The following is a 26,527-nucleotide window of genomic DNA, read 5'->3' on the forward strand; positions in this document are numbered from 1 at the left end:
AAGAGCGCCAAAAAGGGCCCTCTCCGCCATGCTGCCGCGTGCGGTGGAGAAAGCCCCTTATCTTAACCTCCACTGCTGCAGGTGGTGAAGGATAGTTATAGTTTTTGCCGAAGCTGCCCATATTTATGCAGGGCGGTGAAGAATAAAACAAAAGCGCTGTTGTAGGCGGAGGTTTTATAGACGCGGTTACATCCGAAGGGAGCTTTGCTGATCATGCTGGATATCAATCAAATTCAAGAAATCATCCCCCACCGGCCCCCATTTCTGCTGGTGGACAAAATCACTGAAATAGAAATGGGCAAACGGGCTGTCGGCATCAAAAATGTGACGGTGAATGAACCGTTTTTCACCGGACATTTTCCGGGATATCCGGTAATGCCGGGTGTGCTAATCACGGAAGCGCTGGCTCAGGTGGGCGCAGTAGCTATACTGGGGCTGGAAGCAAACCGCGGTAAAATCGGCTTCCTGGCCGGCCTCGACGGCTTCCGTTTCCGTGGCCAGGTCGTACCTGGCGATACCCTTGTGCTTGAGGTGGAGATTACCCGGCTTAAAGGCAGCATCGGCAAAGGCCAAGCTACCGCTAAAGTGGAAGGCAAGATTGTGGCTTCCGGGGAAATTATGTTCGCACTCAGCTAGTTCCTGTTATAAAATTATAAATTATAGATGGAGAAGGAGAGATTCACATGACTGGATTAAGCCCAAAGGCCGCAGAAACCTTAACACGCTGGCTGCAGGACCCTTCCGTTGACGAGAGCACCAAGGCAGAGCTGAAGGCTCTTGCGGATGAGCCGAAGGAACTGGAGGAACGTTTCTATAGAGACCTTGAATTCGGGACAGGCGGTTTGCGCGGAGTGATCGGCGCCGGCAGCAACCGGATTAACCGATATACCGTAGGCAGAGCGACACAAGGCTTCGCTAATTATATTCTGGGACAGCATACAGGAGAAGGACGTCCTTCCGTGGTCATTGCCCACGATTCCCGCCGCTTTTCGCCGGAATTCACGCTGGAAGCTGCACTTGTGCTGGCCGGCAACGGAATTGAGACACATCTGTTCCCATCCTTGCGGTCCACACCGCAGCTGTCCTTTGCAGTTCGCCATCTGAAGGCCTCAGGAGGCATTGTAATTACTGCAAGTCATAATCCGCCTGAGTACAACGGGTACAAAGTGTATAACGCAGAAGGCGGACAGCTGGTGCCTGACGAAGCGGAGAAGGTAATTGCCAATATTTTGGAAGTAGACTCCTTTAACGGCGTAAAGCGTATTTCCCGTGAAGCCGCAGAGAGTGCAGGCTTGCTGCACTGGCTGGGTGAAGCTGAGGATGAAGCGTTTACGGATACAGTAGCCGCAGTCAGTGTCGGCCGTGAAGAGATTGCTTCTACGCTTGGCCGTGATTTCTCGATTGTCTACACACCGCTGCATGGGACAGGCAATCTTCCGGTCCGCCGTGTACTTGAGAAGATTGGATTCACCCAGGTACATGTGGTGCCCGAGCAGGAACAGCCGGATTCAGAATTCTCCACGGTGAAATCCCCGAACCCGGAAGAGCGTGAAGCCTTCACCTTGGCTATGAAGCTGGGTGAGGAACTGAATGCCGATCTGTTAATTGGTACAGACCCCGATGCAGACCGTATGGGCGCGGTTGTGCGGGACAATGAAGGCAAGTTTGTGGTCTTGTCCGGTAATCAGTCGGGCGCACTCATGATTCATTATTATTTGAGCCGCCTGCAGGAGCAAGGCAAGCTGCCAAGCAATGGTGCGGTAGTTAAAACTATTGTGACCAGTGAGATGGGAGCGGCTGTAGCCAGCCATTACGGAGCTACTGTGTTCAACACGCTGACAGGATTTAAATATATCGGCGAGAAGATGAACCAATTCGAGCAGTCCGGCGAATACACTTATCTTTTCGGATATGAAGAGAGCTATGGTTACCTGGCCGGCAATTATGCCCGTGACAAGGATGCTGTCCTGGCTGCGATGCTAATCGCTGAAGCAGGGGCTTATTACAAAGCCCAGGGCAAGACGCTGTACGATGTGCTTCAGGAGTTGTATGCACAATTCGGCTACTTCCTCGAGAGCCTCGAATCGCGCACCCTTAAAGGTAAAGACGGTGTAGCACAGATTCAGGGAATCATGAATGACTGGCGCACCAGCCCGCCGCATGAAATTGCCGGAGCCTCAGTTACAGAGGTACTCGACTATTCACTCGGACTGAACGGTCTGCCTAAGGAGAATGTGCTGAAATATCTGCTCTCCGACGGCTCATGGTTCTGCCTGCGTCCTTCCGGCACCGAGCCGAAGATCAAGGTTTATTTTGCCGTCGTTGGCGAATCGCTTCAGAATGCCAAAGACAAAGTGGCTGAATTGACTAATCAGGTTATGGCCCGTGTAGACGGGAAATAATACTAAATATAGAACATGCCTGCGGAAACGGAGCTGCTCCTGGTATAGGGACATCCGTTTCCGCTTAAATTTGACCACAGCAAGAGTGTTTGAGCTTATTTTGACGGAATGGCACTTAGCTTTAAAGGGAAAGAGGAGGTACTTTTGGTGCAACAGAAATGGCAACGCTGGAATATAGCTTCGCGCAAATGGTTGTGGATTATCGTGGTGATTGGCCTGCTTGCTGCTCTCCCGGTTGTGTATGACCGTCTTCAGACGGAGAAGTCTTCCAAAACGGTTGAATTTGTCTTTGATTACCGTGATCTGGTGGAAGTAGCCAGCTACCGGGGGAATCCGCAGGATTATATCTCCGAGCAGCTCGACCGGCTGAAGTCTGCCGGTGTTCAGAGTATGGCAATATACGAAAGCACATTGGAGGACTTCCGCAAGGCCCGCCGCCTGATGCTGTGGGGAGCGGCTGATATCGCTAATCTGACCGATACTGTAATTCCTGAGAATGAGAACTATACATATGTCCTCTTTACCAGTGCGAAGAACAGTGGAACGCTCTCACCGATCATCCGGGATGCATTTGCCGGCTTGGATATTGCAACAGAAGAATGGACCTACCGCGGACAACAGGGCCTGATTATCAAAACTCCCCTGGAGAATGCAACGCTCAAGCCGCTGCAGCCGGATCCGTCCACACTGGAGATGCTGCATGAGAAAGGCTTCAATATTGTGCCGCGCCTTGTGGATTCGCTGGCGTATAATCAGGAAGCCGTTAAGAGTCTGCTGGACCGTTACGCGGAGCTTGGAGTCAAACGTCTGCTGTTCGAAGGCGAGTCTGTTAAAGGCTACTCCGATGATGCCGATCTGGCCAGTATCACTGCATTCGCTGATCTGCTGAAGGAACGCGGGATGGGGATTGCAGCCATTGAGAATATTAAGGTACAGCAAAAAGGCTTCACCAAACTGGCCTATTTGCTGGACTATAACGTGACGCGGCTGTACTCGCTCAGTGAGACTGATTCCGGCCTGTCCACAGAAGTGATTGCCGACCGCTTTGCACTGGCTACGAAAGACCGTAACATCCGGATGATCTATCTCAATACGATTCCTTCACGGGATACATCCAAGGCACAGGTTACCGATACGCTCGACAATCTGGTTACGAGCCTTAGCGGTCCTGATGGTGCGGTTGCAAAAATTGAAGCTAACGGTTTTGAAATGGGACAAGCTACTGCGTTTGACGTGGTGGATTCCTCTTTCCAGCGTTATTTCAAATTAATTGCGGTAATCGGAGCTGTAGCCATGGTTGCACTCCTGGTTTCCTACTTTGTTCCTTGGCTTACACTGCCTGCATGGGTGCTGGGGCTGCTGGGGAGTGCAGGACTCATGGTTCTGAAGCCGGCGTTATTTGAACAGGCACTCGCGCTTGCAGTGGCTATAAGTGCGCCTACCGTGGCTATGGTGCTGGCTGTCCGCAAGATTAATGAAATGGGACCGCCGTTGCGCGCCAATCCCTTGACCTTTGCTGTGATGGGCCCGCGCCGCAGGCTGACGCATAGTCTGGTTCTTTACGTCAAAACAGCGCTTATCTCGTTTAGTGCAGTACCCTTTGTAATTGCGCTCTTGAATAATGTCACCTATGCCCTGGTGCTCAATCAGTTCCGCGGCGTAAGTCTGCTTCATTTAGCACCGATTGGACTCACTGCGCTATATGTGCTTTTATACCGTGGGGAGTTTGCCTTCAACAAGACCGGGAAGCTGCTGCGGACGCCGATCACCCTCGCAATGGTAATTGTTGCCGGCGTACTGGGGATTCTGGGGATGTACTATTTAAGCCGTACAGGCAACAGTGGTAGTGTAAGCTCACTCGAAATGTCGTTCCGCACCTTCCTGGAGAACACAGTCGGTGTAAGACCGCGTAACAAAGAGTTCCTGCTGGCACATCCGCTCTTTATCCTTGGCGCATTCATGGCCTATAAATACCGGAATGCTGCTTTTATCATGATTATTGCAGTTATCGGCCAGTTGTCCATGGTAGATACCTTTGCCCATATTCATTCGCCGGTTCTGATCTCGCTGGTCCGCGGCCTTCTGGGTCTGGGACTCGGTCTTATCATCGGCATTATCGCTATAGGGGTATGGCAGATTGCGGAAGGGTGTTGGAAACGATGGTCGCCGCTGCTCAAAAAATTATAATCTCGGGTTATTACGGATTCCGCAACAGCGGAGACGAGGCGGTTCTACAGTCCATTCTGAACGCACTCCGTAAGCAGTCTGAGGCTGCTGGAATAACGCTGACGCCCGTGGTGCTCTCCATTGATCCGGAATGGACAAACGTTACTTACGGTGTCGAATCCGTGCACCGGATGAAGCTGGGAGAAGTGCGGAAGGCAATATCAGAGAGTTCCGGGCTGATAAGCGGCGGGGGCAGTCTGCTACAGGATGTAACAAGCAGCAAGACTATTCCGTACTATCTGGCCATCCTTAAGCTGGCCCAATGGATGGGCAAGCCAACCTTCATCTATGCTCAGGGAGTCGGACCGGTGAACCGCAAGCTGTTTCATCCCCTGATCAAATCGGTTTTCCGTAAATGTGCTTATGTATCCGTGCGGGATGAGCAATCCCGCCTGCTGCTGCAGTCTATGGGTCTGGATACGAGCAAAATAGATGTGGTCCCTGATCCGGTTATGGGCCTGACGCTCCCGGAAGATGCACGTACAGAAACACATGAGCCGGGCAGGGGGAATGCGCATGTCCATGATTCAGATAACTCTATTCTGCAGACAGCGCCTTATACCGTAGGCATCTCCGTCCGATTCTGGGAGCAGTCGCGCAAAGAGCTGGATGCATTGGCTGAAGGACTGGTGAAGGCATCAGCAGAGCTGCCGCTTCATTTACGTTTTCTGCCGTTCCATCATTCTGCGGACAATGAGGCTTCACGTTATGTCATGCAGAAGCTGGGACAAGGTGTAGAGGAGTATGGGGGAGCCGTCAGTATTTGCGAGGATGCGCTCCATCCGCAGCAGATGCTGCGTGAAGTAGGACAGTGCCAGGCGCTGATTGGCATGCGGCTTCACAGCCTGATCTATGCTGCCGGAAGACGGGTTCCGCTGATGGGAGTCTCCTATGATCCGAAGATCGACCATTTCCTTAAACGAATCGGGTGCCGGCCGGTAGGTTCCACAGCTACGCTGGAAGGTGATATGGTTACAGCGGGACTTCTGGAACTGCTGAAATCAGGAGAGGCATGGAAGCGTGAGCGTGAACCGCTGATAGCTTCGCTGGTTGAAGAAGCTGAGGCTCCGGCCCGGCAAGTTGCCCAATATTTCCGCCGTAAAGGATGAGTGACAAGTGAAAGCAGATAGCGCGATACCTACAGTGCCGATTTTCGGCATCCGAGTATCCAAGGTTGATATGAAGACAACGGTTTCTTATTTGACGGAGGCGGTTCATAATCGTGTTCCACACCAGGTCATTACCGCTAACCCGATCATGGTCATGGCTGCCCTCGAGAATCCGTCGTATATGGAGATTATGAAATCAGCAGAGCTTGTAGTTCCCGACGGGACTGGTGTAGTGTGGGCAGCGGATTACTGCAAAGAGCCAGTTGCTGAGCGTGTAGCAGGTTTTGATCTTTTACATGAATTATTGCGTCAGGGTGAAAGCTACAACTGGAGAGTATATTTACTGGGCTCAACCCCCGAGGTGATTCGCGAGACGACTTCTAGGTTACAAACTGGATATCCCGGCATAGTCATTGCAGGCTATCATGACGGGTACTTTGGTCCGGATGAGGATGAGCAGATTCTCGCTGGAATTCTCGAAGCTAAGCCTGACCTGCTCTTCGTTGCCAGAGGGGCAGACAGCCAGGAGCCGTGGATTGCTAAATACAAGTCCCGGCTGCAGATTCCGGTTATGATGGGTGTCGGCGGAAGCTTTGATGTAATCTCAGGTAAGAGCCGCCGTGCTCCCAAAGTCTTCCAGAAATTGAGGGCGGAATGGTTATACCGGCTGATTAAAGAACCTACACGTTACAAAAGAATGCTTGCGCTGCCGAAATTTGCAGTAAAAGTGGTACGAGAGAAAGATAAAGTGACAAAAGACCAGTAATTTGAGGGTATTTACTGAAAAAATCCGTGTAACAGCCTAAAAACGGTATTGGAATTTGTTTTTGGTTCAGCGTATAATTCAATGCGGTAGAGAAATGGGGGTCGACTGAACAAATGTTAATCATATACATCGCCGGATTTATTGTGTGCATGGGACTTGCACTGCTTTTGACACCGCTCGTTAAGAAGTTTGCTATTAAGATCGGTGCGACAGATGTGCCTAATGCCCGTAAAGTGCATACGAAGATCATGCCCCGCCTTGGCGGACTCGGCATATTTCTGGCGTTTGTGTTAGGCCTGCTTGCCGTATTACCGATTATTCCGTATGACTTCACTCCGCGGGAGGCTAACTTCATCAAGGCGCTGCTCTGTGGCGGCGGTCTGATTGTGCTGATCGGCGGTCTCGATGACCGGTTTGAGCTATCAGCCAAGGTGAAGCTGCTGGGCCAAATTGCCGCAGCCTGCATCGTAGTTTTCGGTTTTGGAATTACTGTTGATTTCGTAAACATTCCTTTTCATAATAGCTATTCCTCACTGGAGAGCTGGATTGCCATCCCTCTGACGATCTTCTGGATTGTCGGCGTCACGAACGCCGTGAATCTGATCGATGGACTGGACGGGCTTGCAGCCGGTGTATCCGGTATCGCGATTGCCACAATTGCCGTAATGGCCTTCCTGATGGGCAATACCATGGTTGCTCTGCTGTGCTTACTGCTTCTGGGCAGTATACTCGGTTTTCTGTTCTTTAACTTTCATCCCGCCAAAATCTTCATGGGGGATACAGGCTCGCTGTTCCTGGGCTTCTGTCTTGCACTGCTCGCGCTGCTCGGATTCAAACAGATTGCAGTGGTATCGTTTATTACTCCACTCCTGATTATCGGGGTTCCTTTATCGGATACGTTCTTTGCCATCGTACGGCGCAAGCTGCAGAAGAAGCCGATCTTCGCACCGGACAAAGGCCATCTCCATCACTGCCTGCGTGAACTTGGCTTCAGCCACCGCCAGACCGTATTGATTATTTATGGCATCGCAGCCTTCTTCGGAATTCTGGCTGTCATTCAGACATCTGCTTCACTCTATGAAGCCAACTGGGTAACATTCGTGGTGATCTGCGTCATGCTCTTCTTCCTGCAGATTGGTGCAGAGATCACTGGTGTGATCAGCAAAACCAAACGCCCGGTCATAGACTTATTCCTAAGAATGCGCATGAAGCTGGATCCTGAGCGCAGTTCTAAATCTTAGAACAAACTGAAATAATAATTCTATTTTTTTCCTTAAGATAGCAAAACTCATCCTTTTTGGATGAGTTTTTTGTTTTATTCTAAAAATATGCCCCCCACAGACCGATAAAGTACAAAGTGAGGTTTATCAGAACATAAACTCAAAGGAGAGATATACACATGTTACGCTTTAAGAGACCATTCGTTTGGCTGCTGCTGGCGGCACTGATCGTTTCTATGTTTCCAGGCAAATATACGCCCCTTGCGGCGGCAGCTACCACGACTTACTTCAGTCCGGATGAGCTCAAGTTGCGGGATACCGTTGTTCTGGATCCGAATGTAATAACAGCAGGTGCAGAAGGGCTAATCAGCCGATCCAGTGTGTATCTGACTACGAACCAAAACCTGTCTATTACTGGTACCTATTCTCAAGTAACTTCATCTACAATGAAGGTTACTGTTGAGCAACTGACTCAAAGTACAAACGGAAAGTGGACTACAGACTCTACCCGTTTGACTACAGGTACGGTTACACCCGATGCCAATAGTCCAAGCAATCGCTTTACTACTAGCGGTGTTGTTTTATATGCTGGTTTTAATAAAATTACTTTCTCCGGTATGCAGGGTAACCTGACACGGTCGGAGTCCTTTTATATCCTTTACGACAAAGTTCCATATCTTTCTGCACTTCAAGTGCTCGGTGGTCCTGCAGCACTTAATCTAAATGAAGGGACACAAGTAGTCGTTCCCGTCGACACAGTTACGCTGCAGGGTAAGGCGACGAATGCAACGCAGGTTACAGTTTCTGTGAATGGCGGAACTGCACTGACAACAACCCTGCTTGAGGACGGCACGTTCTTCTCCCCTTCATTAACACTGAAGCCAGGCTTAACCAATATTAAAATAGCTATTAAGAACGCTTCCGATTCCATAGATATCGAACGCTCCTTATACTTCTTTGATACAGATCAGCCTTACGCATCCTTAAATATAGTACACGGTTCAGGAACATATAATATTCTGAACAACATTCCTACGCTTAGTGATAGCTCTACTAATAAGGCAGGCTTCTCCGGTCAAATTCTGGTCCCGTATAGCAGCACTACATTTGCGAGCTCAGGAAAGCTTACTATTAACAAAAACACCACGACCCCTATTCCAGTAAATATAGCATCGATTGATCAGGAGTTAACCATTCCCGGCGCTGACGGAGTGACTCCTGCATACAAGCTGGTTAAATTCAAAACACAGGCTGACTTAACGCTTATCACCGGACTAACCGAATTTACCCTGGCTGTAGACTATGGCACTTATAGCTCTTCGCTGGTCTACTCTTATAGATATCTGCCGGGAGAAGTTGTAATTAACGATATGTATTACCTTCCAGGATATACAGGTTCGGGCAGCATCTCAAACATCTCCAAACTGCCTCTGAACGGACAACAGATGGAGAAGGATAACTTCTACATTCTGGTCAAAACCAATGTGGGCATCGACACAGCCAAATTATCGGCCAATTATCTCCCGCTCAGCAACAAAGCGCTGTCTTTGACAGATCCGCCTATCACCGGAATGACTGGACAGGGAACTAACGAGTACATTTACAAAATCACGGGTTTCTCAAACGGACAACAGAAGGTACAGTTCCGTTATGGGACATCTAATTCCTACTATAATGCAGATATTTCGTATATATCTAAGAACTATATCTACGTAAGCAGTCTGCAGGATGGACAGACCTATGAGTTTAATTCTGCTGCTGAGACCAGCATGAAGGTTTCAGGTGAATATATCGGGTTCGAGAATTTCGTGAGTGCTCAGGTTCAGATTAACGGTATTGACAGTAGACTCCTTCCCGATACCAAAGACAGTGCTGGGAAAACACGCGTTAATAAATTTGATTTAGGTGTAGATAAAGACAAACAGACCTTCAGTTTCGATTTGTGGATCACACAGTCTGGTCCGCTGGTCTATGGCGAGAATAAGATTGTATTCACCGGGATATCCCAGGATAATGGCCAGAATCAGCGGATTATCACCAAAGAGCTGAAGATATATATTATTGATACTAATGTATCGAATTTGACACAGTTTCATCCGGCGATAGGAACCGGGCGTACTGCCTTCTCGACCCAGTCATTAAGCAATGAAACTGAGCGCAACAAAATTCTCGCATTGCCTGCAGAATTCGTCTATAAAGATGAAAAGTACACTACCAATGCTGAGAGCTATGATCTGGTGCTCCGAGGTGGTGGAGCGACGACCATGAACCTCTATAGAGGGTCAGAGCTGATTTTCACCTCAACAGGTACTGCGGACATGCTGGGTACCACGGATAAGCTGCTTGGCCCTGTCCCGTCTAATCCAACCGGAATATATTATGATTATTACGGCAGCAGCAATGATTTCATTCTGCGTCTGCGGGACTTCAAATTTGATGCTCCAGGAAGCCACGTATATACCATGGAGCTAATCAACAAGACCGGAGCAAGAACAACGCAGCGGCTTGAAATTGTACGTGAGGTATCTCCTTACAGAGTCTTATCCCCTGTAGCAACGGTCGGCGATCAGATTGTAGTGAATAAGAACTTTGTCCGCTTCGATATTGAAGCAGAAGGTGCAACCAAGGTCATGATTGATAAGTATGAGGCTGTGAAACGTACAGATTTGGAGAATCGCTTCACTTATGATTTTGTGGGCTTGAAGCCGGACAAGGCAACATCAATCAAAATTCAAATCATTCGGGCCGATTCCACTCTGAATGATACGATCTCTGTTTATTATGCGAGTGCTATACAGATCGATACTCAGTTTATGGCTGAGAAGGTTGCAACGAAATATACTGTGTTTAACAAAGCGCTTCAGCTTGCATTCCCGAAAGGGACAATTATGAAGGGCTACACAACTACAGGAGCCGCTAAATATTATCCGGATACGAAACTGCTGTTTGGGATTGCCGATCCCGTGGACGGCGTTGTAGAGCGGACTAACGATTACGGGAATATCATCAATGTCAGTCCTTCGGACAGCCGGACCCTTGGCGGCAAGCTTCCGCTGGTCATCCCGCAAGAGCTTGTACTACGATTCACTTCGACTGCTACTACCAATAATTTCTCCAGAGTATCGGATATTTATTGGCTGAACGGCGGGCTAGGCGAGTCGGGAACCCAAGGCTCCCAATCCTATCTGGCAGCGACGAACGGAATTGCCCCTTATTCAATAGAAGGATATTTCACGCAATACAGTTCTACACGTAAAATTGTACCGTCACAGCGCGGTGAGCTGACCTTAAAATTCAACTCCAGCATAGTGGATGAGGTCGGGACGACTGTTACTGTTTTCCGATATACCGATGCAGGGAAGTGGGAGAACATCGGCGGAGAGGTGGATACCAAAAACCATACGGTTACGGTACCGTTCGATGAATTTGGTTATTATACTGTAATGAAGCTCCGTAGAGGATTTACGGATATCACCAATCATCCTTGGGCGAGAAATATTTTGAATGGCCTCTATTCTAAAGGCATCATGACCAACATCCGATCCGATGCTTTTGGAGCTGATGATACGACTACCCGTGGTGAGTTCGCCACATTGCTAGTAACAGGACTAAGCATTCCGCTCAATTATGATAATAACAAACAAACATTCTTCGATATCGTACCAGAAGCTGTTTCAACAACATGGAACTTCAAAAGCATTGAAACTGCAGCAAGAGCAGGGATCATTACCGGTCTTAGTGACGGATTCTTCGGTCCGGACCAGTCGCTGACCCGTGAGCAGGCTGCAGTTATGATCGCCAGAGCCCTTAAGCTGAAGATGTCTGCTAACGATGCCAAATTGTTAACAAGCTTAGGGAAGTCATTCGTTGACTCTGGCAGTATGGACTTCTACTCAAGACCTGCCATAGAGGCAGTATCGAAAGCTAAGATTATGGAAGGCAATGCAACAACGATTACCGGTCAAGCTAAGCCTGTATATAATTTCAATCCAAAGGGCAAGCTTACAAGAGCGGAAGCCGGTAAAATTGCTGTAGCCCTGCTGCAGAAGAGCACCAGCATCTTCCCAAAAACCTTCAACTAATGTGACTACTTGAACAGCAGGTCCGCGAAAAACTGTTCGCGGACCTGTTTTATTGTAATTTAATTACATACTGTGCACATTAACTTTTGTAATCTGCACCGATTTACGTTACAATAACTTAGAAAATAATATTTTCTGAAAGGTGAAAGCCATCGATGAAACCGATTTTATCAAAAGCACAGCTGGATTACACGAAAGCAAAGAATATGTTTGAGCATAGAGCCAAAATCCTGGAGAAGGAAATTGCCGCCAAACGTGCGCTACAGGAGATTTCACAGGAACTGATGGAAGAGCTGGTACTGTTTACAGGGTTCCATGATGCATATAATGACCTCGTTATTGCCGAGAATGCATTGATTGAGTGGTCACATTCCACCATCAAACATGAGAAGAGCTACCGCGAGAACCGCGGGGCGATTGACGCTATGTATGAGAATGTAAATGCCAGTCCTGAGAAACGCCAGGAATTGATTCAACTATCAATGAAGATCCGTTAGTTCATATGCCATAAAAAAGAGCGCCGGAAACGGCGCTTTTTATTATGCCAAAGTCAAGAGGCTGTAGAGTTTAAAGAAGGCAGATTATGTTTATTAACTTAACAAATATTGCTTAATGACGTTTGGAAAGCGTCATGCTATACTGATTCCCGTAGCCACCCAACATTAACAATAGTTAGTAGAACATACATATGGTTCTTCTATTGGAACAGGGCCAGGGATACAAAAAGAAAAAAAGTTTTTTTGAACAAAGCGCAACTTTCTCGAAACTATTGCGTTTAAGGTGTAGAGTCACTTGCACAAGGCAATTGCCTAATGGCCACTAAGAAATGAAAGCATACGGCCGGATGGAAAAATTAGCTTTACGTGACTAGAGGCACATTGTATAATACTTAGGTAGAATTAGGAATCTAGTATTAGTCTGCCTTGAACCTGTTTACAAGTTTCTGTGATACCCGTCACAGACATTATTTATACTTAATATGCTCAACTCGGGAAAGGGGGTGCATCGGCTAATGAGTGACATGAGCTACCCAACTAAAGAAAAATCTCAGTTCATGAACGTCCAAGGAGGAGAAAAAAAGGTTATGAAGAAAATTTTATCCGTAGCATTATCTACAGCAATGGCATTCTCGATGTTTGCCTCTGTAGCATTTGGTGAAACAGCACAAGCAACTCCACAACAGGCATTCGACGCTCTGGCAGCTAAAGGTATTCTCAATGGGTACCCAGATGGTCAGGCTCACCTTGAAAAAGATCTGACTCGCGCAGAATTCGCTAAGATCGTTACTAAATTGTTCGGTCTTACTGAAGTAACTGGCAAGTTGTCTTACAAAGACAAAGGTTACAAAGCTACTAACTGGGCTGTTCCTTACATCGAGGCTGTTACTGCAGCTAACTTGATGCAAGGTAAAGATACTGTTAAAGGTATCTTCGACTACAATGGTAAAGTTACAGTAGAAGAAGTAGCGGCTGTATTGTTCCGCGCTTTGAAACTGGAACAACCTACTACAACTGATAACTCCGCTTCTGTATGGGCTAAGGGCTATGCTCAAGCAGTTATCAACGCTGGTCTGGTTGCTCAAACAACCAACTTCAAAGCTAACGCTACCCGCTCTTTGGTAGTTTCTACAGCTTATGCAGTTGATCAAATGTCCGTAAAACCTACATTGACTGTAGCTTCTGCTGAAGCAGTAAGCCCAACAAGCGTTGTAGTAACATTCTCTGACAAAACAACTCAAACTGTTGCATTGACAACTGCTCTTGTAGAAGGCGTTGAAACAACAATCAGCTTCAAACATCTTGAAAAAGATTACACTGCAAAAGTGACATTGGCTGCTCCTAAGGTTATTTCCGCAGAAGCTCCAAACGCTAAGCAACTGGTTGTTAAATTCAATCGTGCGATTGATGCAGAATCAGTAATCTCTGACAGCAAGTTGATTGCTGATGTAATTAAAGTAGTTACTGTTAGTGGTCAAACTGTAACAGCAGCTGGTTCATCTGCAAGCTTGAACACAACTGGCACTGAATTGACAATCACTTTCAATGCTAATGAATATGACTACCTGAAGGGTCAATACACAATCGTAGTTAGCGATGAGGTTAAGACTACTTCTGGAACAGCGGTTGCTGCTTACACTACGCTGATTTCTGTGGCTGATGTTACTGCTCCAACAGTTAAAGCTATCAATTCAGTAGCTAAAACTACAACAAACAAAGTATACGTTCAATTCAGCGAGCCTGTTAAACCAGCTGGTATCATTGCTTCTGTTAACGGCGTAGCAGCATCGGTATACAGAGAATCGGCTGATACATTCAGCTTGACTGCCGGCACTTTGAACAGTGGTACAACTTATGATGTATCCCTGACTAACGTTTCTGACTTCGCAAGCAATGTTGCTAGCCCAATCAAGACTACTGTAGCAGTTGTTTCTGATACAGCCGCTCCTACGATTGTAAGCATCACTCCTGCTAGCGATCAGTACGTTAATGTTAAATTCAATAAGAAAGTTAGCTACGAGTCTTTCTCCGGTAACGTTGGATTGCTCAGAGCTGACGGAGACAAAATCGGTAATATGAACGTTGTTACTAAAGAAGATAGTGACACAATCAAATTGCAGGTTCCTTCAAACTTTAGCTTCCCTGATTCCGGCACATTCACTGGCACACTGCAGTTCGGTGCAACAGTGCGTGATACTTTGGGCAACACGCTTGGAACAGCTCTTTCTCAGCAGGTTTCCTTGACTAAAGACAGCACAGCTCCTTCTGTGGCAAGTGCTACTTACGGTTCTAAAGGCCTTGTAATTACATTCAATGAAGATATTGCCTTCTTGAATAGCGGAGCTACAATTAGAGTAATCAATAACGCTACTGGTACTTATGTCACTGGTCTTGACTTCAGTGTTCATACTGAAAAGGGCGCTAAATTGACTTACACTAATGTAAAAGGTCTGAGTGGTGATTACACTCTCCGCATTGATAAAGATCTTGTTAAGGACATGTCCAAAGCTGGTAACAAATCTGCTGCTACTACTGTAGTAGTAACTGCTGCAACAACAACTTCCAGCGATAAAGACAGACCTACAGTTACAGGTATTACTTATGCTGAAGGTGCTTCTGAAGAAACAGGATTCATTCAATTCAGTGTACACGTAGAAGATAATGTTGGTTTGAACGCTGCAACACTTCAAGATAGTTCAAGCTATACACTTGGCAGCAAAGCTCTTCCAAGCGGATCATTCGTTCTTATTCAAAGAACTGATGGTGGTGCGGCTAGCAGCGCTCTGAAGACTGCTATTGCTAAGGTATTCGTACCTAAGGGTGGAATCGCCAAAACAGAAGCTATCGAATTCGTAGCATTCGGTCTTGCTGATACTGCTGGTAATGTTGCAACAGTTACAGATAAGGCTGTTCTTAAGCCAGTTCTGACAGACGGTGTAGCTCCTAAGTTGACTGCAGCTGTTGTTAATGCAGGTAACACTGGTCTGCTTACACTGACATTCTCCGAAAAAGTGAAGAATGTTGATGGTGGAGACTTCACTGTCCTGGTGAACGGTTCAGCTGTTAATGTAACTTCTGCATACGAAGGTACTGGTAGTGACGCTGATAAATGGCACCTGACACTGGCTGGATACTCTGACCTGAACGCAAGCAATGTAAATGCGATCAAGGTTACAGTTAACAAATCTACAGGTATCAAAGATATCGCTGGTAATGATGTTACCGCTGATACTGAAGTATACGCTAAGTAATCTCCGATTACCGAAGCAAAGAATAGCCTCTTCGGAGGCTATTCTTTTTTTATAGCCATTTATCCCGAGTGGAGGAGGAATTTAGTTGAAAACGGTTTGGAAAGTCTCGATGTCTGCGGTACTGTTAGCTGGTGGCCTATGGGCAGGTTCGATGCTTAATATTACAGCTGAAGGTGCCGGTGTAGGTTCACAGCCAGGCACAGCAGATGATCCTGTTGTAACGAAGAGTTATGTAGATCAACAGATTCAAAAGGCTTTGCAAGGTGGGACCATTACTACACCAACGCAAGCTCCAAGTGCAACTGCAACGAATGCACCTGCTGCAACTGCAGCTCCGACACCTGCGCCAACTCAAGGTACTGGAAATACCGGAACCACCGGGAATGCCAGCGAAATCGTTGATGTAAAACCCGGCCAGACTCTAATTGCCGGTGCAGGTGCGGAATTTATTGTCCGCGCAGGTAAAGCGATTATTTATTCCCAGGATGCTAATGGTGTGGCAGATCTGACAGATGGTGTGGATCTGGCAAACGGCGCGGTTGCTCCTACGAATCACCTGTTATCTTTCCCACGGGATGGACGTGGAATCACGGTACAGAACGGTCAGACATTAGGTCTTGTTGTGATGGTCCGCGGCTCATATACTTTGAAGTGAGTATTTGCACATTCCACTGGTAAGCTGTAAACTAATGTTTTTCCTTCTTATATTAAGAATGCCCTGTAATATGCTTGAACATACACCCGGAACTCATTCCCACAGCTGACAAACATTGAGCGGACTGAGGCCCTTGGAATTCGCACACAATACTACCTGTAATCTTAAAAAATTCACAGGAGGTGCTGTAACATGGCACGAACTAATCGTACAGTTGTACCAGAGAGCCGGGCAATGCTGAAACAAATGCAATATGAGATCGCTTCTGAATTTGGACTATATGGAGCATCATATGGCGGTGGCATGGACACGGAATTTGCTTCTGAGCTGGGAATGACGGGCGGGGCGGGTGCAACGGGTGGTACTCCGTATCTGGGACACCTTACTTCCAGAGATAATGGATCTGTAGGCGGGGAAATTACAAAGAGGTTGATCAAACAGGCGGAACAGTCTCTTTTCACATAAGCTGCCTTCAATTGACAGCACCCGGTAAATAAGATAATATGGCTTTTGAGGAAAGCCTTAGACCTTTTCCATGCGGAAAAGGTTCATTTTTTGAATAAACCGGCTTATCAGTCTTATTATTCTACTTAATATATTTGGCCTGTTATTTACTAAGGTGCCCCCTTATACAGTGTCAGACTAACAATATGGGAGGTTGTTGTACATGTCTATTAAAGGGCGTCATTTGTTTACTTCTGAGTCTGTAACAGAGGGACATCCGGATAAAATCTGTGACCAGATATCCGATGCGGTACTCGATGCATTTCTTGCTAACGATCCCAATGCCCGGGTTGCCTGCGAGGTAGCTGTAGCAACAGGTCTCGTGCTTGTTATTGGTGAGATCAGTACGAAGTCCGAATATGTGGATATCCCGGCAATTGTACGTAACACGATTAAGGAAATCGGCTATACCCGTGCAAAATATGGCTTTGATTTTAACACCTGTGCTGTGCTTAGCTCATTAAATGAGCAGTCGGCTGACATTGCCCAAGGGGTAAATGCAGCTCTGGAGAATCGGAATCCTGCCCTTGTAGCTGAAGAAACGGCTAATATTGGTGCTGGTGACCAAGGTTTGATGTTTGGTTTTGCTACTAATGAAACTCCTGAACTTATGCCGCTTCCGATTGCTTTGTCGCACCGGATTGCCCGCCGCTTGGCGGAGGTTCGTAAGAATGGAACTCTTGAGTATCTGCGCCCGGATGGAAAAACTCAGGTAACCATTGAATATCAGGATGAGAAACCGGTTCGCGTAGATACGATCGTTGTTTCCACGCAGCATGCGGAAGAAATTTCTCTTGAGCAAATTCAGGCGGACATTAAAGAGCATGTTATTCTACCTGTTGTCCCGGCTGAGCTGCTGGATGAAGCTACTAAATATTTCATTAATCCTACAGGCCGCTTTGTGATTGGTGGTCCTCAGGGTGATGCCGGTCTGACCGGGCGCAAAATCATCGTTGATACATATGGCGGATATGCACGTCATGGCGGCGGAGCATTCTCCGGTAAGGATCCAACCAAAGTAGACCGCTCTGCGGCTTATGCTGCACGTTATGTAGCGAAGAATCTGGTTGCTGCAGGCCTTGCTGACAAATGTGAAATTCAACTGGCATATGCGATTGGTGTAGCTAATCCTGTCTCGATCAATGTGGATACATACGGAACAGGCAAGATCAGTGAAGAGAAGCTGGCGAATCTTATCAGCAGCAACTTCGATCTTCGTCCGGCAGGCATCATCTCCATGCTGGATTTGCGTAAGCCTATTTATAGACAGACCGCAGCATATGGCCATTTTGGACGTACAGATATTGACCTTCCTTGGGAACGTGTCGACAAAGCAGATATGTTGAAAGCCCAGGCAGGGATTTAATATAGAGACATCATTTCAGACGAAGAAGTGTTTATTAGAAACCCGCAAGGCGAATCTCCGGCCAATGGAGCAGCCTTTGCGGGTTATTTGTGTTCATGGACTTGTCGAACATTCACGGATTCGGACAAGCACTTTTCTAAACTTTGGAAGCCCTTTAACCGAATATAAGAATATATGAAAAGACGAAAGTATGGCTTGAGAGGAGTCTATCACGGCATGAAAAGGAAAATTTCAATCTGGACAGCAATTATGCTATCAGGGAGCATGATGATGGGAACATGGCAGCCCATGAGCGGACTCACAAACCAGGCAGTCTATGCAGCCGCTGAATTCGGCATTACGGTATCCCCTGCGGCAGGAGCTTATTATGTGAACACGGCTGCAAATCTAAGACTGAGCTTCGATCGTCAGGTAATTCCGCAGAACGGGAAAATTACTATTACTAATAGTGAATCGAAGGAAGTCTTTGTGGAGATTCCTATTGGCAGTTATGGACTGGTAGGCACCTCCAATGCTTATGATATTAAGTGGGGTGGAGACAAGAAGCTTGCTCCCAATACTAAATACACGGCATTGATCCCTCAAGGATTGTTCAAAGACAGTGAAGGTAACGGGTCTGCAGCCACCAGCTGGTCGTTTGTCACAGCGCCTGAGAATGATACCTCAATAGCAGCAAGTGAACTTACACCAGCGAACAATAGCAGAGTAGATGCAGCGGGGCTAACCCAATTGAGCTTCAAATTGAATAAAAAGTTGCTGAAGGGCGGCGGAACTGTCCGGCTAATGTCTTCTTTCAACAATGACATCGTTCAGGAATTCAGAATATGGGATGATGTTCCTGGTGTAGATGTGCAAAGTGATGCTTCCTCGACAACGGTGAAGCTGACAATAACCGCGAATAAAGTAGCAGCGGGGAGCAATTATTATATACTTATCGATTCCTATGCATTCAAAGCAGACGATAATCGAACCTTTGCCGGAATCTCCAGCGGAAATGTCTGGAGCTTCTCTACAGTAGGCGGAGAGGCGAAGAATATAACTACAGTTCCGGATAAAGGTGCTGTGAACGTACCTACAACGGAAGTGTTCAGGCTGAACTTTGACCGTCCTATGATGCCGGCATCCGGATATATTACGGTCTCTCCAGGCGCACTGGATGATTCCAGAACCAGATGGATTAATGTGAACTCAACCTCTGTAGTTGGTGGCGGGGAGAAGTCTATTGCGTTCACACCAGCTACGAATGATTCTCCGTTGTTAAGCGGAACGACTTACACGGTAACGATCCCTCAAGGGGCTTTTTATGACCGGGACGGAAATGTGTTTCCGGCCTCGGGTCCGTACACTTGGACTTTTACAACCACTCCGCTTTCTGGTCTTGCTGCTGCTGCCTTGTCGCCTGCTGACAGGAGTGAATCTGTAGGGATAAGTAAAGCCATGACAATCACTTTTAACCGAGATGCAGCCTACAACAAGGGTATTATTGATGGTGTGACGCTCTATAAAAGCAGTGGCATCAAAGTTCCCGTTAACGTGAGCAATGGGGCTTCGGCCAAAGAGTTCATTATCAGCCCGAATACGACTCTCGATCCAGCCACAACGTATTATGTTGATATCGCCAAAGGCGTATTTACAGACGCAAATACTGCAGGACTGGTATATGACGGAATAAACGGCAAGACGTCATGGAGCTTTCAGACGGAGGTAATGGATACCACTGCTCCTGCACTTGTGTCGGCACAGCTGGATAACAACCGTACGATCCGTCTGAAATATAACGAAACGCTTAATTCGGGGGTAGCTCTCCTCTATTCAAGCTTCGCGGTGACGGTGAATGAGGAGAAACGCACAATAGAAAGTGTGTATGTTCAAGGGGACAGTGTATACATTACCCTTTCTACAGGAATAGCCGTTGGACAAGTCGTGAAGATAAGTTATTCAGGCGGCTTACGTACGATTCAGGATAGCCACGGCAACTCAGCCGGCACCTTTACATCACAACAGGTTACGAATTCAATTCAATCTGCCTTGCCTACACCAAGGGATGGAGTTTTATCCGGCAAAACAGTGACACTGAATTTCAATGATAACCTAAAGCCGGTCTCTGCCAATGCCTATAGCCAATTCTATGTCTATGCGGATGGTGGTTCCCTGGGAGTGAACAGCATCAGCTCTAGCGGCAGCTCCGTTGTCCTCAGCCTAAATAATGCTGCATCCAACGGACAGACTATACGAGTCTCATACTACGCCGGCTCCTATCCGCTTCAGGATCAGTACGGCCAGAGTATTGCTAATTTTAACGATTTCTATATCCGGAATACCAGTGATACCACTGCACCGGTCTTCCAGAATGCTGTTGGAACAGGGAATAAAATAGTACTGACTTATAATGAAGGAATAGCCTCATCGGCGTTGCCGCTAAACAGTCAATTCTCTGTTCTAGTGGGCAGTACCAGTACTCCCAATTATGTGACTGGCATTTCGGTAAGCGGAACCCAGGTCACACTTACGCTCCAGAGTACGCTTGCCCTTAATCAATATACTAGCCTTTCGTATGTACCGGGCAGTGCCGGTCTCAGCGACCTGAACGGTAACCGTGCAGCTTATCTTAATCTGCAGGCAGTATCGGTATCCGGAAGTACGGGAACCTCTGTACCTGACATTAGTTCGGCTACAATCTCGGGGGATGAGATTACGGTCACCTTTAGTAAGAATATGCAAGCATCTTCTGCCTCACTCTATACGAATCAGTTTGGAGTCCGGGTAGATGGCAGTAGTGTTGGTGTTCAGTCCTATTATGTCTCGGGAAATGTGCTGAAGCTGACGTTGTCCACCATAGTTAAAATAGGGCAAGTTGTGGATCTGTCGTATATGGCCGGATCCGGAGCGATAACGGATGCCAGCGGAATTCCGCTGCCTTCATTCACTGCGCTCTCAGTCTACAACGGGACAGGAACCTCTTCGGGTACTTCCAGCCGCCCTTCATATCTGGGGACACTTGCTGCCAGTGAATTCGGCCAGGAATATCCGCTGCTCAAAAGTGATTCCGCAACGGTTGCAGATGACCGTTCTGTATATAGCCAGTCCGTCAAAAGATATATACTAACTGCTGACCGTTTGACAGCAAGCTATGATTACCTGTACAAGCTGGGAACTTCCGGGCTTGCTTTTGAAGTGCCCTCTACAGAAATGGCAGCTTATGTGATCTTGCCGCTGAAGCCGCTTCTAAATGCAGTGAACCGGGATAAGAAGGCTACAATGGTTATACGCTTTGGAGATCATCTCTATACCTTGCCTTTGAATAACGTCGATATGAATAGCCTTGCGGCAAGCCTGGTGGCAGACAGCAGCAATATTTCACTTATATTAAGGATAGAAAAAGTTCCGGCAGACACATTTACGCCATTTGAGCAAAAGCTGCAATCGCAAGGATTGCAGGCTATTACGGGCCTAACAGATATCCGTCTGACGGCTTCAGTCAGCAGCAACTATGCCAATGCCAGCGCACTCAGCGTAGCAGCTGAGTATGCTGCACGTACGACTGCTACACTAAACAGTAATCAGGTTTCAGCAGCCAGGCTGGATCTTGCTTATTATGATGCTACCTATCTGCCTACCAAAATCAGCACGGCTGGCAGCAATACTGTGATTCGGGCAAATACAGTCGGCAATCAGGTGGTTGGAACATTTCTATCCACCCGGACGTTCAGTGACATGAGCAAACATTGGAGTAATTCGATAGTCTCCCTGCTGGCTGCTAAAAATATTATCGACAGCAGTTATGGCAGCAGCTTTAAGCCGGAGCAAAAAATTACACGGGCCGAATTTGCAGTCATGCTCAGCCGGGGGCTGGGACTGCTGGGTGACCGTGAGACGGCGCAGCGGTTCAGAGATGTGCAGCCCTCTACACAAACCGGTGATTATATCGGGGCTGCGGCTAAAGCAGGAATTATCACCGGCAATACGGATGCCACCTTCCGTCCGAATGATAATATTACCCGTGAACAGTTGGCAATCATGATTATTCGGGCTATGGAGTATTCCGGAAAGCCGATTACGTTGAATGGAACCTCTTCTGTAGCATTATCTGTTTTTAAGGATAAGACTAAGATTCAGAATCAAAGCGCTGAATTTGTAGCCAAAGCGGTCCAGCAGGGAATTATTCTCGGTATGACACCCACCGAATTTCAGCCGCAGGGCAATGCTACCCGCGCCCAAGCTGCAGTGATGCTGCAGCGTATGCTTTCGATGGCAGGTTTTTTGTAAACCGAATATAGCAGTCATATTTGTTCTGTGAGCGTCCGGCCTTGGCCGGACGCTTTTTTCTATGGATAGAAATGTGGTGCTTCCCCGGTTCAAATAGAGTTGGAATCTGCCAATTTCCGCAACTTTTTAGGCTATAACCAGTCTATTAAAGATGTAATGGAATAGCAGGAACTATTGATAGAGATATTTTTTTATACATTAAGAGTAAATAAGATGGGAGAGTTATACTGAAATGAATGAAGTTTTCATGGGGAAAAAGAATAGCGAGTGGGTACGGGGAAACAAAAGTCTATCTTCTAAAAAGTGGGTTGCTGCCTCGTTAGCAGGCGTATTGTGGATCATGCCGGTTATTGGAAGCACTGGGCCTTCCTTATTCAGTCTAGGCTCCGCTTCAGTAGCGCAAGCTGCTACAGCTTCCTTCTCAGTGACAAAGCTGAGCGAAGAAGTCATTACTTCAGGCGCGATGATGATGAAATATAAATTTACGACCGTGCGGTCCGGCAAAAGTGTAACAGGGCTGGCTGACGTGGTTCGGGTCGATCTGAATAACCCCTATGTCTCTGTAGATGTAATGACGGGCAAAGGCGGTAATCTGACTACGCGGCAAAGTACCGGAGGTATGGCGGCAGAAACCGGAGCAGTGGCCGCAGTTAACGGGGATTACTTCAATACCGGCGGGGAAGGTGCACCGATCGGTGGTCAAGTATCAGGCGGAGTTGTAGTATCTACACCTTCGCAGCTTGATGGAATGTATGCTTTTGCTGTGACTAAAGACCGTAAGCCGGTTATTGATGAATATACATTCGAAGGTATGCTGACTGCTGAGGATGGTTCACAGTTTCCGTTATCCGGCATCAATAAAGGGGCCTATAACCCTGAGGGCGGCAGTTCCACCTACAGTCATGCCAATGCCGCCTATATCTACACAGATGCCTGGACAGCACTGGAGCGGCCTAAGAACAGCTCTACGACACCTACAGAGGTACTGGTAGAGAATGATATCGTTACCCAGATTTCCCCAGACGCTGCCTTGCCGATAACCGTGCCTAAAGGGGCGTACATTCTGCGGACTCACGGGCTTGCAGCCCAATTTGTAAAAGCTCATCTGGTTGTAGGCCAGAAGCTAAGCAGTGTCTACACGCTTCGTTCCAAAACTACTCAGCAGGAGCTTGACCCCTCCACACTGCAAATGATGATCGGGGGGCACACCATTCTGGTAAATAACGGGAAAGCGGCGACCTTCTCCCGCTCCACCAGCAGCATCGGCGGGTATCGTGCCCGCACAGCTCTGGGTTATTCAGAGGATGGACGATATGTATATGTCATTGCAGCCGAGAAAAATAATAATAGTGCAGGATTGTCCATGACGGAGCTGCAATCGTTCATGACCAATATCGGTGTCTGGAAAGGGATCAACCTGGACGGAGGGGGCTCTACAACCATGGTAGATCGTCCGCTTGCGGAAACCTCCACTACTCTAACCTTTAATACAGAATACGGCACAGAGCAGCGCAGCATCGTTAACGGCCTTGGTGTATATACTTCTGCTCCACAAGGTGAAGTGAAAGGGATTAAGATCAGCGGCAATTCAGTATTGTTAATCGGACAAAAAGCTACGTATTCTCTAAAAGGCTATGATACTTACTATAATCCAATTGATGTAGCTGCAGCTAATCCTGCGTGGAGCTCCAGCGGCGGCAGTGTTACGGTGAATGCAGGGGAAGCAACCGCAGTCAAGGCGGGAAGCGTTAACCTGAAGGCTACCAGCGGTTCGGCCAGTGCAGAGACCAAGGTAACCGTTCTGGGCGGAGATGACCTGACAAGTCTGACTTCAAGCACAACTACTGCGCCGCTTATAGCGGGAGCCTCCGTATCTGTTCCAGTTCATGCGGTGGCGAAGAGCGGGGCAACGATTGCAGTGCCGGCTGCATCGCTGAAATGGGAGTTTATCGGCTTTAAAGGGAATGTAGGTGACGGTAAGCTTACTGTCGAATCCGTGGATCCGGGGGTAACAACCGGATACGCCATTGCCCGTTATGACGGCTTCAGCACAGCTGTTGTGTTCTCTGCAGCGGCGTCAACGGCTTGGGAGAATTTCGAAAATGCCACGTATCCATTTGCCTTCACAACCAATGCGGCGGGGGTAACGGGAACGGCAGCAGTTGCCCCGGGCAGTGCGGAACGGGCTGGCTCGAAGGTATTGTCGCTTAGCTATGACATGACGGGCGGCACCGGCAAGATGTATGCTTATGCCCAGTTCAACGGTACAACGGGCAAGAGTATTCCGGCAGCGGCAACTTCTATGTCCGTAGACGTGATGGGTGATATGAGTCTTAACTGGCTGCGCGCAGAGGTAACGGATGCCGGCGGGGCAACAGCGTATATTGATCTGGCCAAGGTGATCGACTGGAACGGCTGGAAGAACCTCAATATTGATCTTTCCGGTTCAGGGATTAAATTCCCAGCCTCCCTTAAGAGAATTTACGTGGTAAATGTAGAGGAAGGCCAGGATGAGCGGGCTAAGACAGGTACGGTAGCCTTTGATAATATTTCCTTCGTTATGCCTTCGCTGTCCAGTGAAGCCGGATTGCCAAAGGGAACGGCATCCATGAGTATCGGAGCCAAGTCGATGCTTGTAAACGGCACAAAGCAGGCGATTGATGTTGCGCCGATTGTAAAGGATGGCAGCACGTATGTGCCGATTAAATATGTGCTTGATGCCTTTGGCGGGAATGCCATATGGGATCAGAATACCAAGAAGATCATGGTGCTTCGCGGAGCGAAAGCGCTAGATCTGACGGTAAATAAGAAGGAATTCCTGCTTAACGGGAAACGCCAGAGTGCTGATGTAGCGCCTTTAATCCTGAATGGCAGGACTTTAGTACCGCTTAGACTCGTGACAGAACAGCTAGGACTCACTGTAAAATGGGAACAGATAACGAAGACCGTAACTATCGAATCGTGATATGTTAGTATAAAGGAAAGCCTTTAATACGATCCGATAGAAATGGGGCAAGCATCCGTGGAATTTCAAGCCGATGCGATTGATCGCGTCATTAAGAATACCATCGACGTGATGGAGAGCAGCAAGTATCAGATTTTTGAAATATTGCAGGTTGCACGTGATGAGCTTGCTGCACTCACCAAAGAACTGCAGCGGGTTATGGAAGAAACGGATGAAACATTGCAAAAGGTAGACAAGCTGGAGCTGCAGTACCACCGCTCCCGGATCCGGCTGACTGAGGTCAGCCGGGACTTTGTCCGCTACACGGAGAAGGATATCCGGGTGGCTTACGAGAAAGCGACGGAGCTTCAGTTAGAGCTGATGATGACGAGGGAGAGGGAAGCCTACCTGCGGAGCAGACGGGATGAGCTGCAAATGCGGGCTCGCAGTGTCGAAAATTCTGTGGAGCGGGCCGAATCGATTGGTTCGCAAATGAGCGTTGTCCTGGAATATCTGTCTGGAGAACTAGGCCAAGTGACGAGAATTGTCGAATCTGCGAAAAACACGCAAATGGTTGGACTCAAGATAATCCAGGCCCAGGAAGAAGAACGGAAGAGAATTGCCCGGGAAATTCATGATGGTCCTGCTCAAATGCTGGCAAATCTAGTCCTAAGGACGGAAATTGTAGAAAGAATGCTGGTAAAGCAGGAATTTGGGCTGGTACAAGCCGAAGTAATAGACTTAAAGGGGCAGGTAAGGTACAGCCTGGAAGAAATGCGTAAAGTGATTTTTAATCTCCGTCCGATGGCCCTCGATGATTTAGGACTGATTCCGACACTCCGGAAATACGTGCATGATTATGAGGAGAAGACGAAGATCCGCACTTCTTTTGAAACAAGGGGGAAAGAGCACCGGCTGTCCTCAGCCATGGAGGCTGCAGTCTACCGTCTTGTTCAGGAAGCTTTGTCCAACGCGGCGAAGCATGCCTATCCAAGTTATGTTCTGGTGGAAATTACGTATCAGGCACAGTTAATTAAGATCGTAGTGAAAGACAATGGCTTAGGCTTCAATGTGAAAAAGATCAGTGAGCAAGCCAACCGTGAAAGCTTTGGGCTGGTGGGAATGCGTGAACGTGTGGAATTGCTGGAAGGTAGAGTGGAAATACAGTCAGCAGAGAACCAGGGCACAACAATCATAATTCACATTCCGACGAATGTGGACAAAGGAAAGGAGTAATGT

At 47.6% G+C, this 26,527-nt stretch carries 15 protein-coding genes; all 15 read left to right on the forward strand.

Features of this window, described 5'->3' with window-relative positions; translation table 11 throughout:
* Positions 1-213 precede the first annotated feature (213 nt).
* The 15 genes from fabZ (at position 214) to MKZ24_RS07120 (ending at position 26,524) form a co-directional block, all read left to right on the forward strand.
* Positions 214-636 (forward strand): 3-hydroxyacyl-ACP dehydratase FabZ, encoded by a 423-nt coding sequence (gene fabZ, locus MKZ24_RS07050; protein ID WP_039303787.1) that lies wholly within the window; start codon positions 214-216, stop codon positions 634-636.
* A 47-nt stretch (positions 637-683) separates the two neighbouring features.
* Positions 684-2,402, forward strand: a complete 1,719-nt coding sequence (locus tag MKZ24_RS07055) for a phospho-sugar mutase (RefSeq protein ID WP_039303744.1) — start codon at positions 684-686, stop codon at positions 2,400-2,402.
* A 147-nt stretch (positions 2,403-2,549) separates the two neighbouring features.
* A complete protein-coding gene (locus MKZ24_RS07060) occupies positions 2,550-4,589 on the forward strand; it encodes a DUF5693 family protein (protein WP_340781827.1) in 2,040 nt (679 codons plus the stop codon).
* Positions 4,562-5,737 (forward strand): polysaccharide pyruvyl transferase CsaB, encoded by a 1,176-nt coding sequence (gene csaB / locus MKZ24_RS07065; RefSeq protein WP_340781828.1) that lies wholly within the window; start codon positions 4,562-4,564, stop codon positions 5,735-5,737. Before MKZ24_RS07060 ends, csaB begins: the two co-directional genes overlap by 28 nt.
* A 7-nt stretch (positions 5,738-5,744) precedes the next feature.
* Positions 5,745-6,503 (forward strand): WecB/TagA/CpsF family glycosyltransferase, encoded by a 759-nt coding sequence (locus MKZ24_RS07070; protein WP_042240265.1) that lies wholly within the window; start codon positions 5,745-5,747, stop codon positions 6,501-6,503.
* 113 nt (positions 6,504-6,616) lie between these two features.
* Positions 6,617-7,744 (forward strand): glycosyltransferase family 4 protein, encoded by a 1,128-nt coding sequence (locus MKZ24_RS07075; RefSeq protein ID WP_039303756.1) that lies wholly within the window; start codon positions 6,617-6,619, stop codon positions 7,742-7,744.
* 158 nt (positions 7,745-7,902) lie between these two features.
* A complete protein-coding gene (locus tag MKZ24_RS07080) occupies positions 7,903-11,805 on the forward strand; it encodes an S-layer homology domain-containing protein (protein WP_340781829.1) in 3,903 nt (1,300 codons plus the stop codon).
* Between the two features lie 155 nt (positions 11,806-11,960).
* Positions 11,961-12,302, forward strand: coding sequence for a hypothetical protein (locus tag MKZ24_RS07085; protein WP_340781830.1), 342 nt, complete (start codon positions 11,961-11,963; stop codon positions 12,300-12,302).
* 515 nt (positions 12,303-12,817) lie between these two features.
* Positions 12,818-15,553 (forward strand): hypothetical protein, encoded by a 2,736-nt coding sequence (locus MKZ24_RS07090; RefSeq protein ID WP_340781831.1) that lies wholly within the window; start codon positions 12,818-12,820, stop codon positions 15,551-15,553.
* 85 nt (positions 15,554-15,638) lie between these two features.
* Positions 15,639-16,208, forward strand: a complete 570-nt coding sequence (locus MKZ24_RS07095) for a hypothetical protein (protein ID WP_340781832.1) — start codon at positions 15,639-15,641, stop codon at positions 16,206-16,208.
* A gap of 192 nt (positions 16,209-16,400) precedes the next feature.
* Positions 16,401-16,673, forward strand: coding sequence for an alpha/beta-type small acid-soluble spore protein (locus MKZ24_RS07100; protein WP_042240253.1), 273 nt, complete (start codon positions 16,401-16,403; stop codon positions 16,671-16,673).
* Between the two features lie 202 nt (positions 16,674-16,875).
* Positions 16,876-18,078 (forward strand): methionine adenosyltransferase, encoded by a 1,203-nt coding sequence (gene metK, locus MKZ24_RS07105; RefSeq protein WP_042240251.1) that lies wholly within the window; start codon positions 16,876-16,878, stop codon positions 18,076-18,078.
* A 216-nt stretch (positions 18,079-18,294) separates the two neighbouring features.
* Complete coding sequence (locus MKZ24_RS07110) at positions 18,295-22,344, forward strand: Ig-like domain-containing protein (protein WP_340781833.1); 4,050 nt, start codon at positions 18,295-18,297, stop codon at positions 22,342-22,344.
* A gap of 232 nt (positions 22,345-22,576) precedes the next feature.
* A complete protein-coding gene (locus MKZ24_RS07115; RefSeq protein WP_340781834.1) occupies positions 22,577-25,309 on the forward strand; it encodes a stalk domain-containing protein in 2,733 nt (910 codons plus the stop codon).
* A gap of 57 nt (positions 25,310-25,366) precedes the next feature.
* Positions 25,367-26,524: a sensor histidine kinase gene (locus MKZ24_RS07120; RefSeq protein ID WP_042141753.1), complete on the forward strand. Its 1,158-nt coding sequence runs from the start codon at positions 25,367-25,369 to the stop codon at positions 26,522-26,524.
* The last annotated feature ends 3 nt before the right edge of the window (positions 26,525-26,527 follow it).

The sequence above is a fragment of the Paenibacillus sp. FSL R7-0297 genome, assembly GCF_038009025.1.
Taxonomy (GTDB): domain Bacteria; phylum Bacillota; class Bacilli; order Paenibacillales; family Paenibacillaceae; genus Paenibacillus_AQ.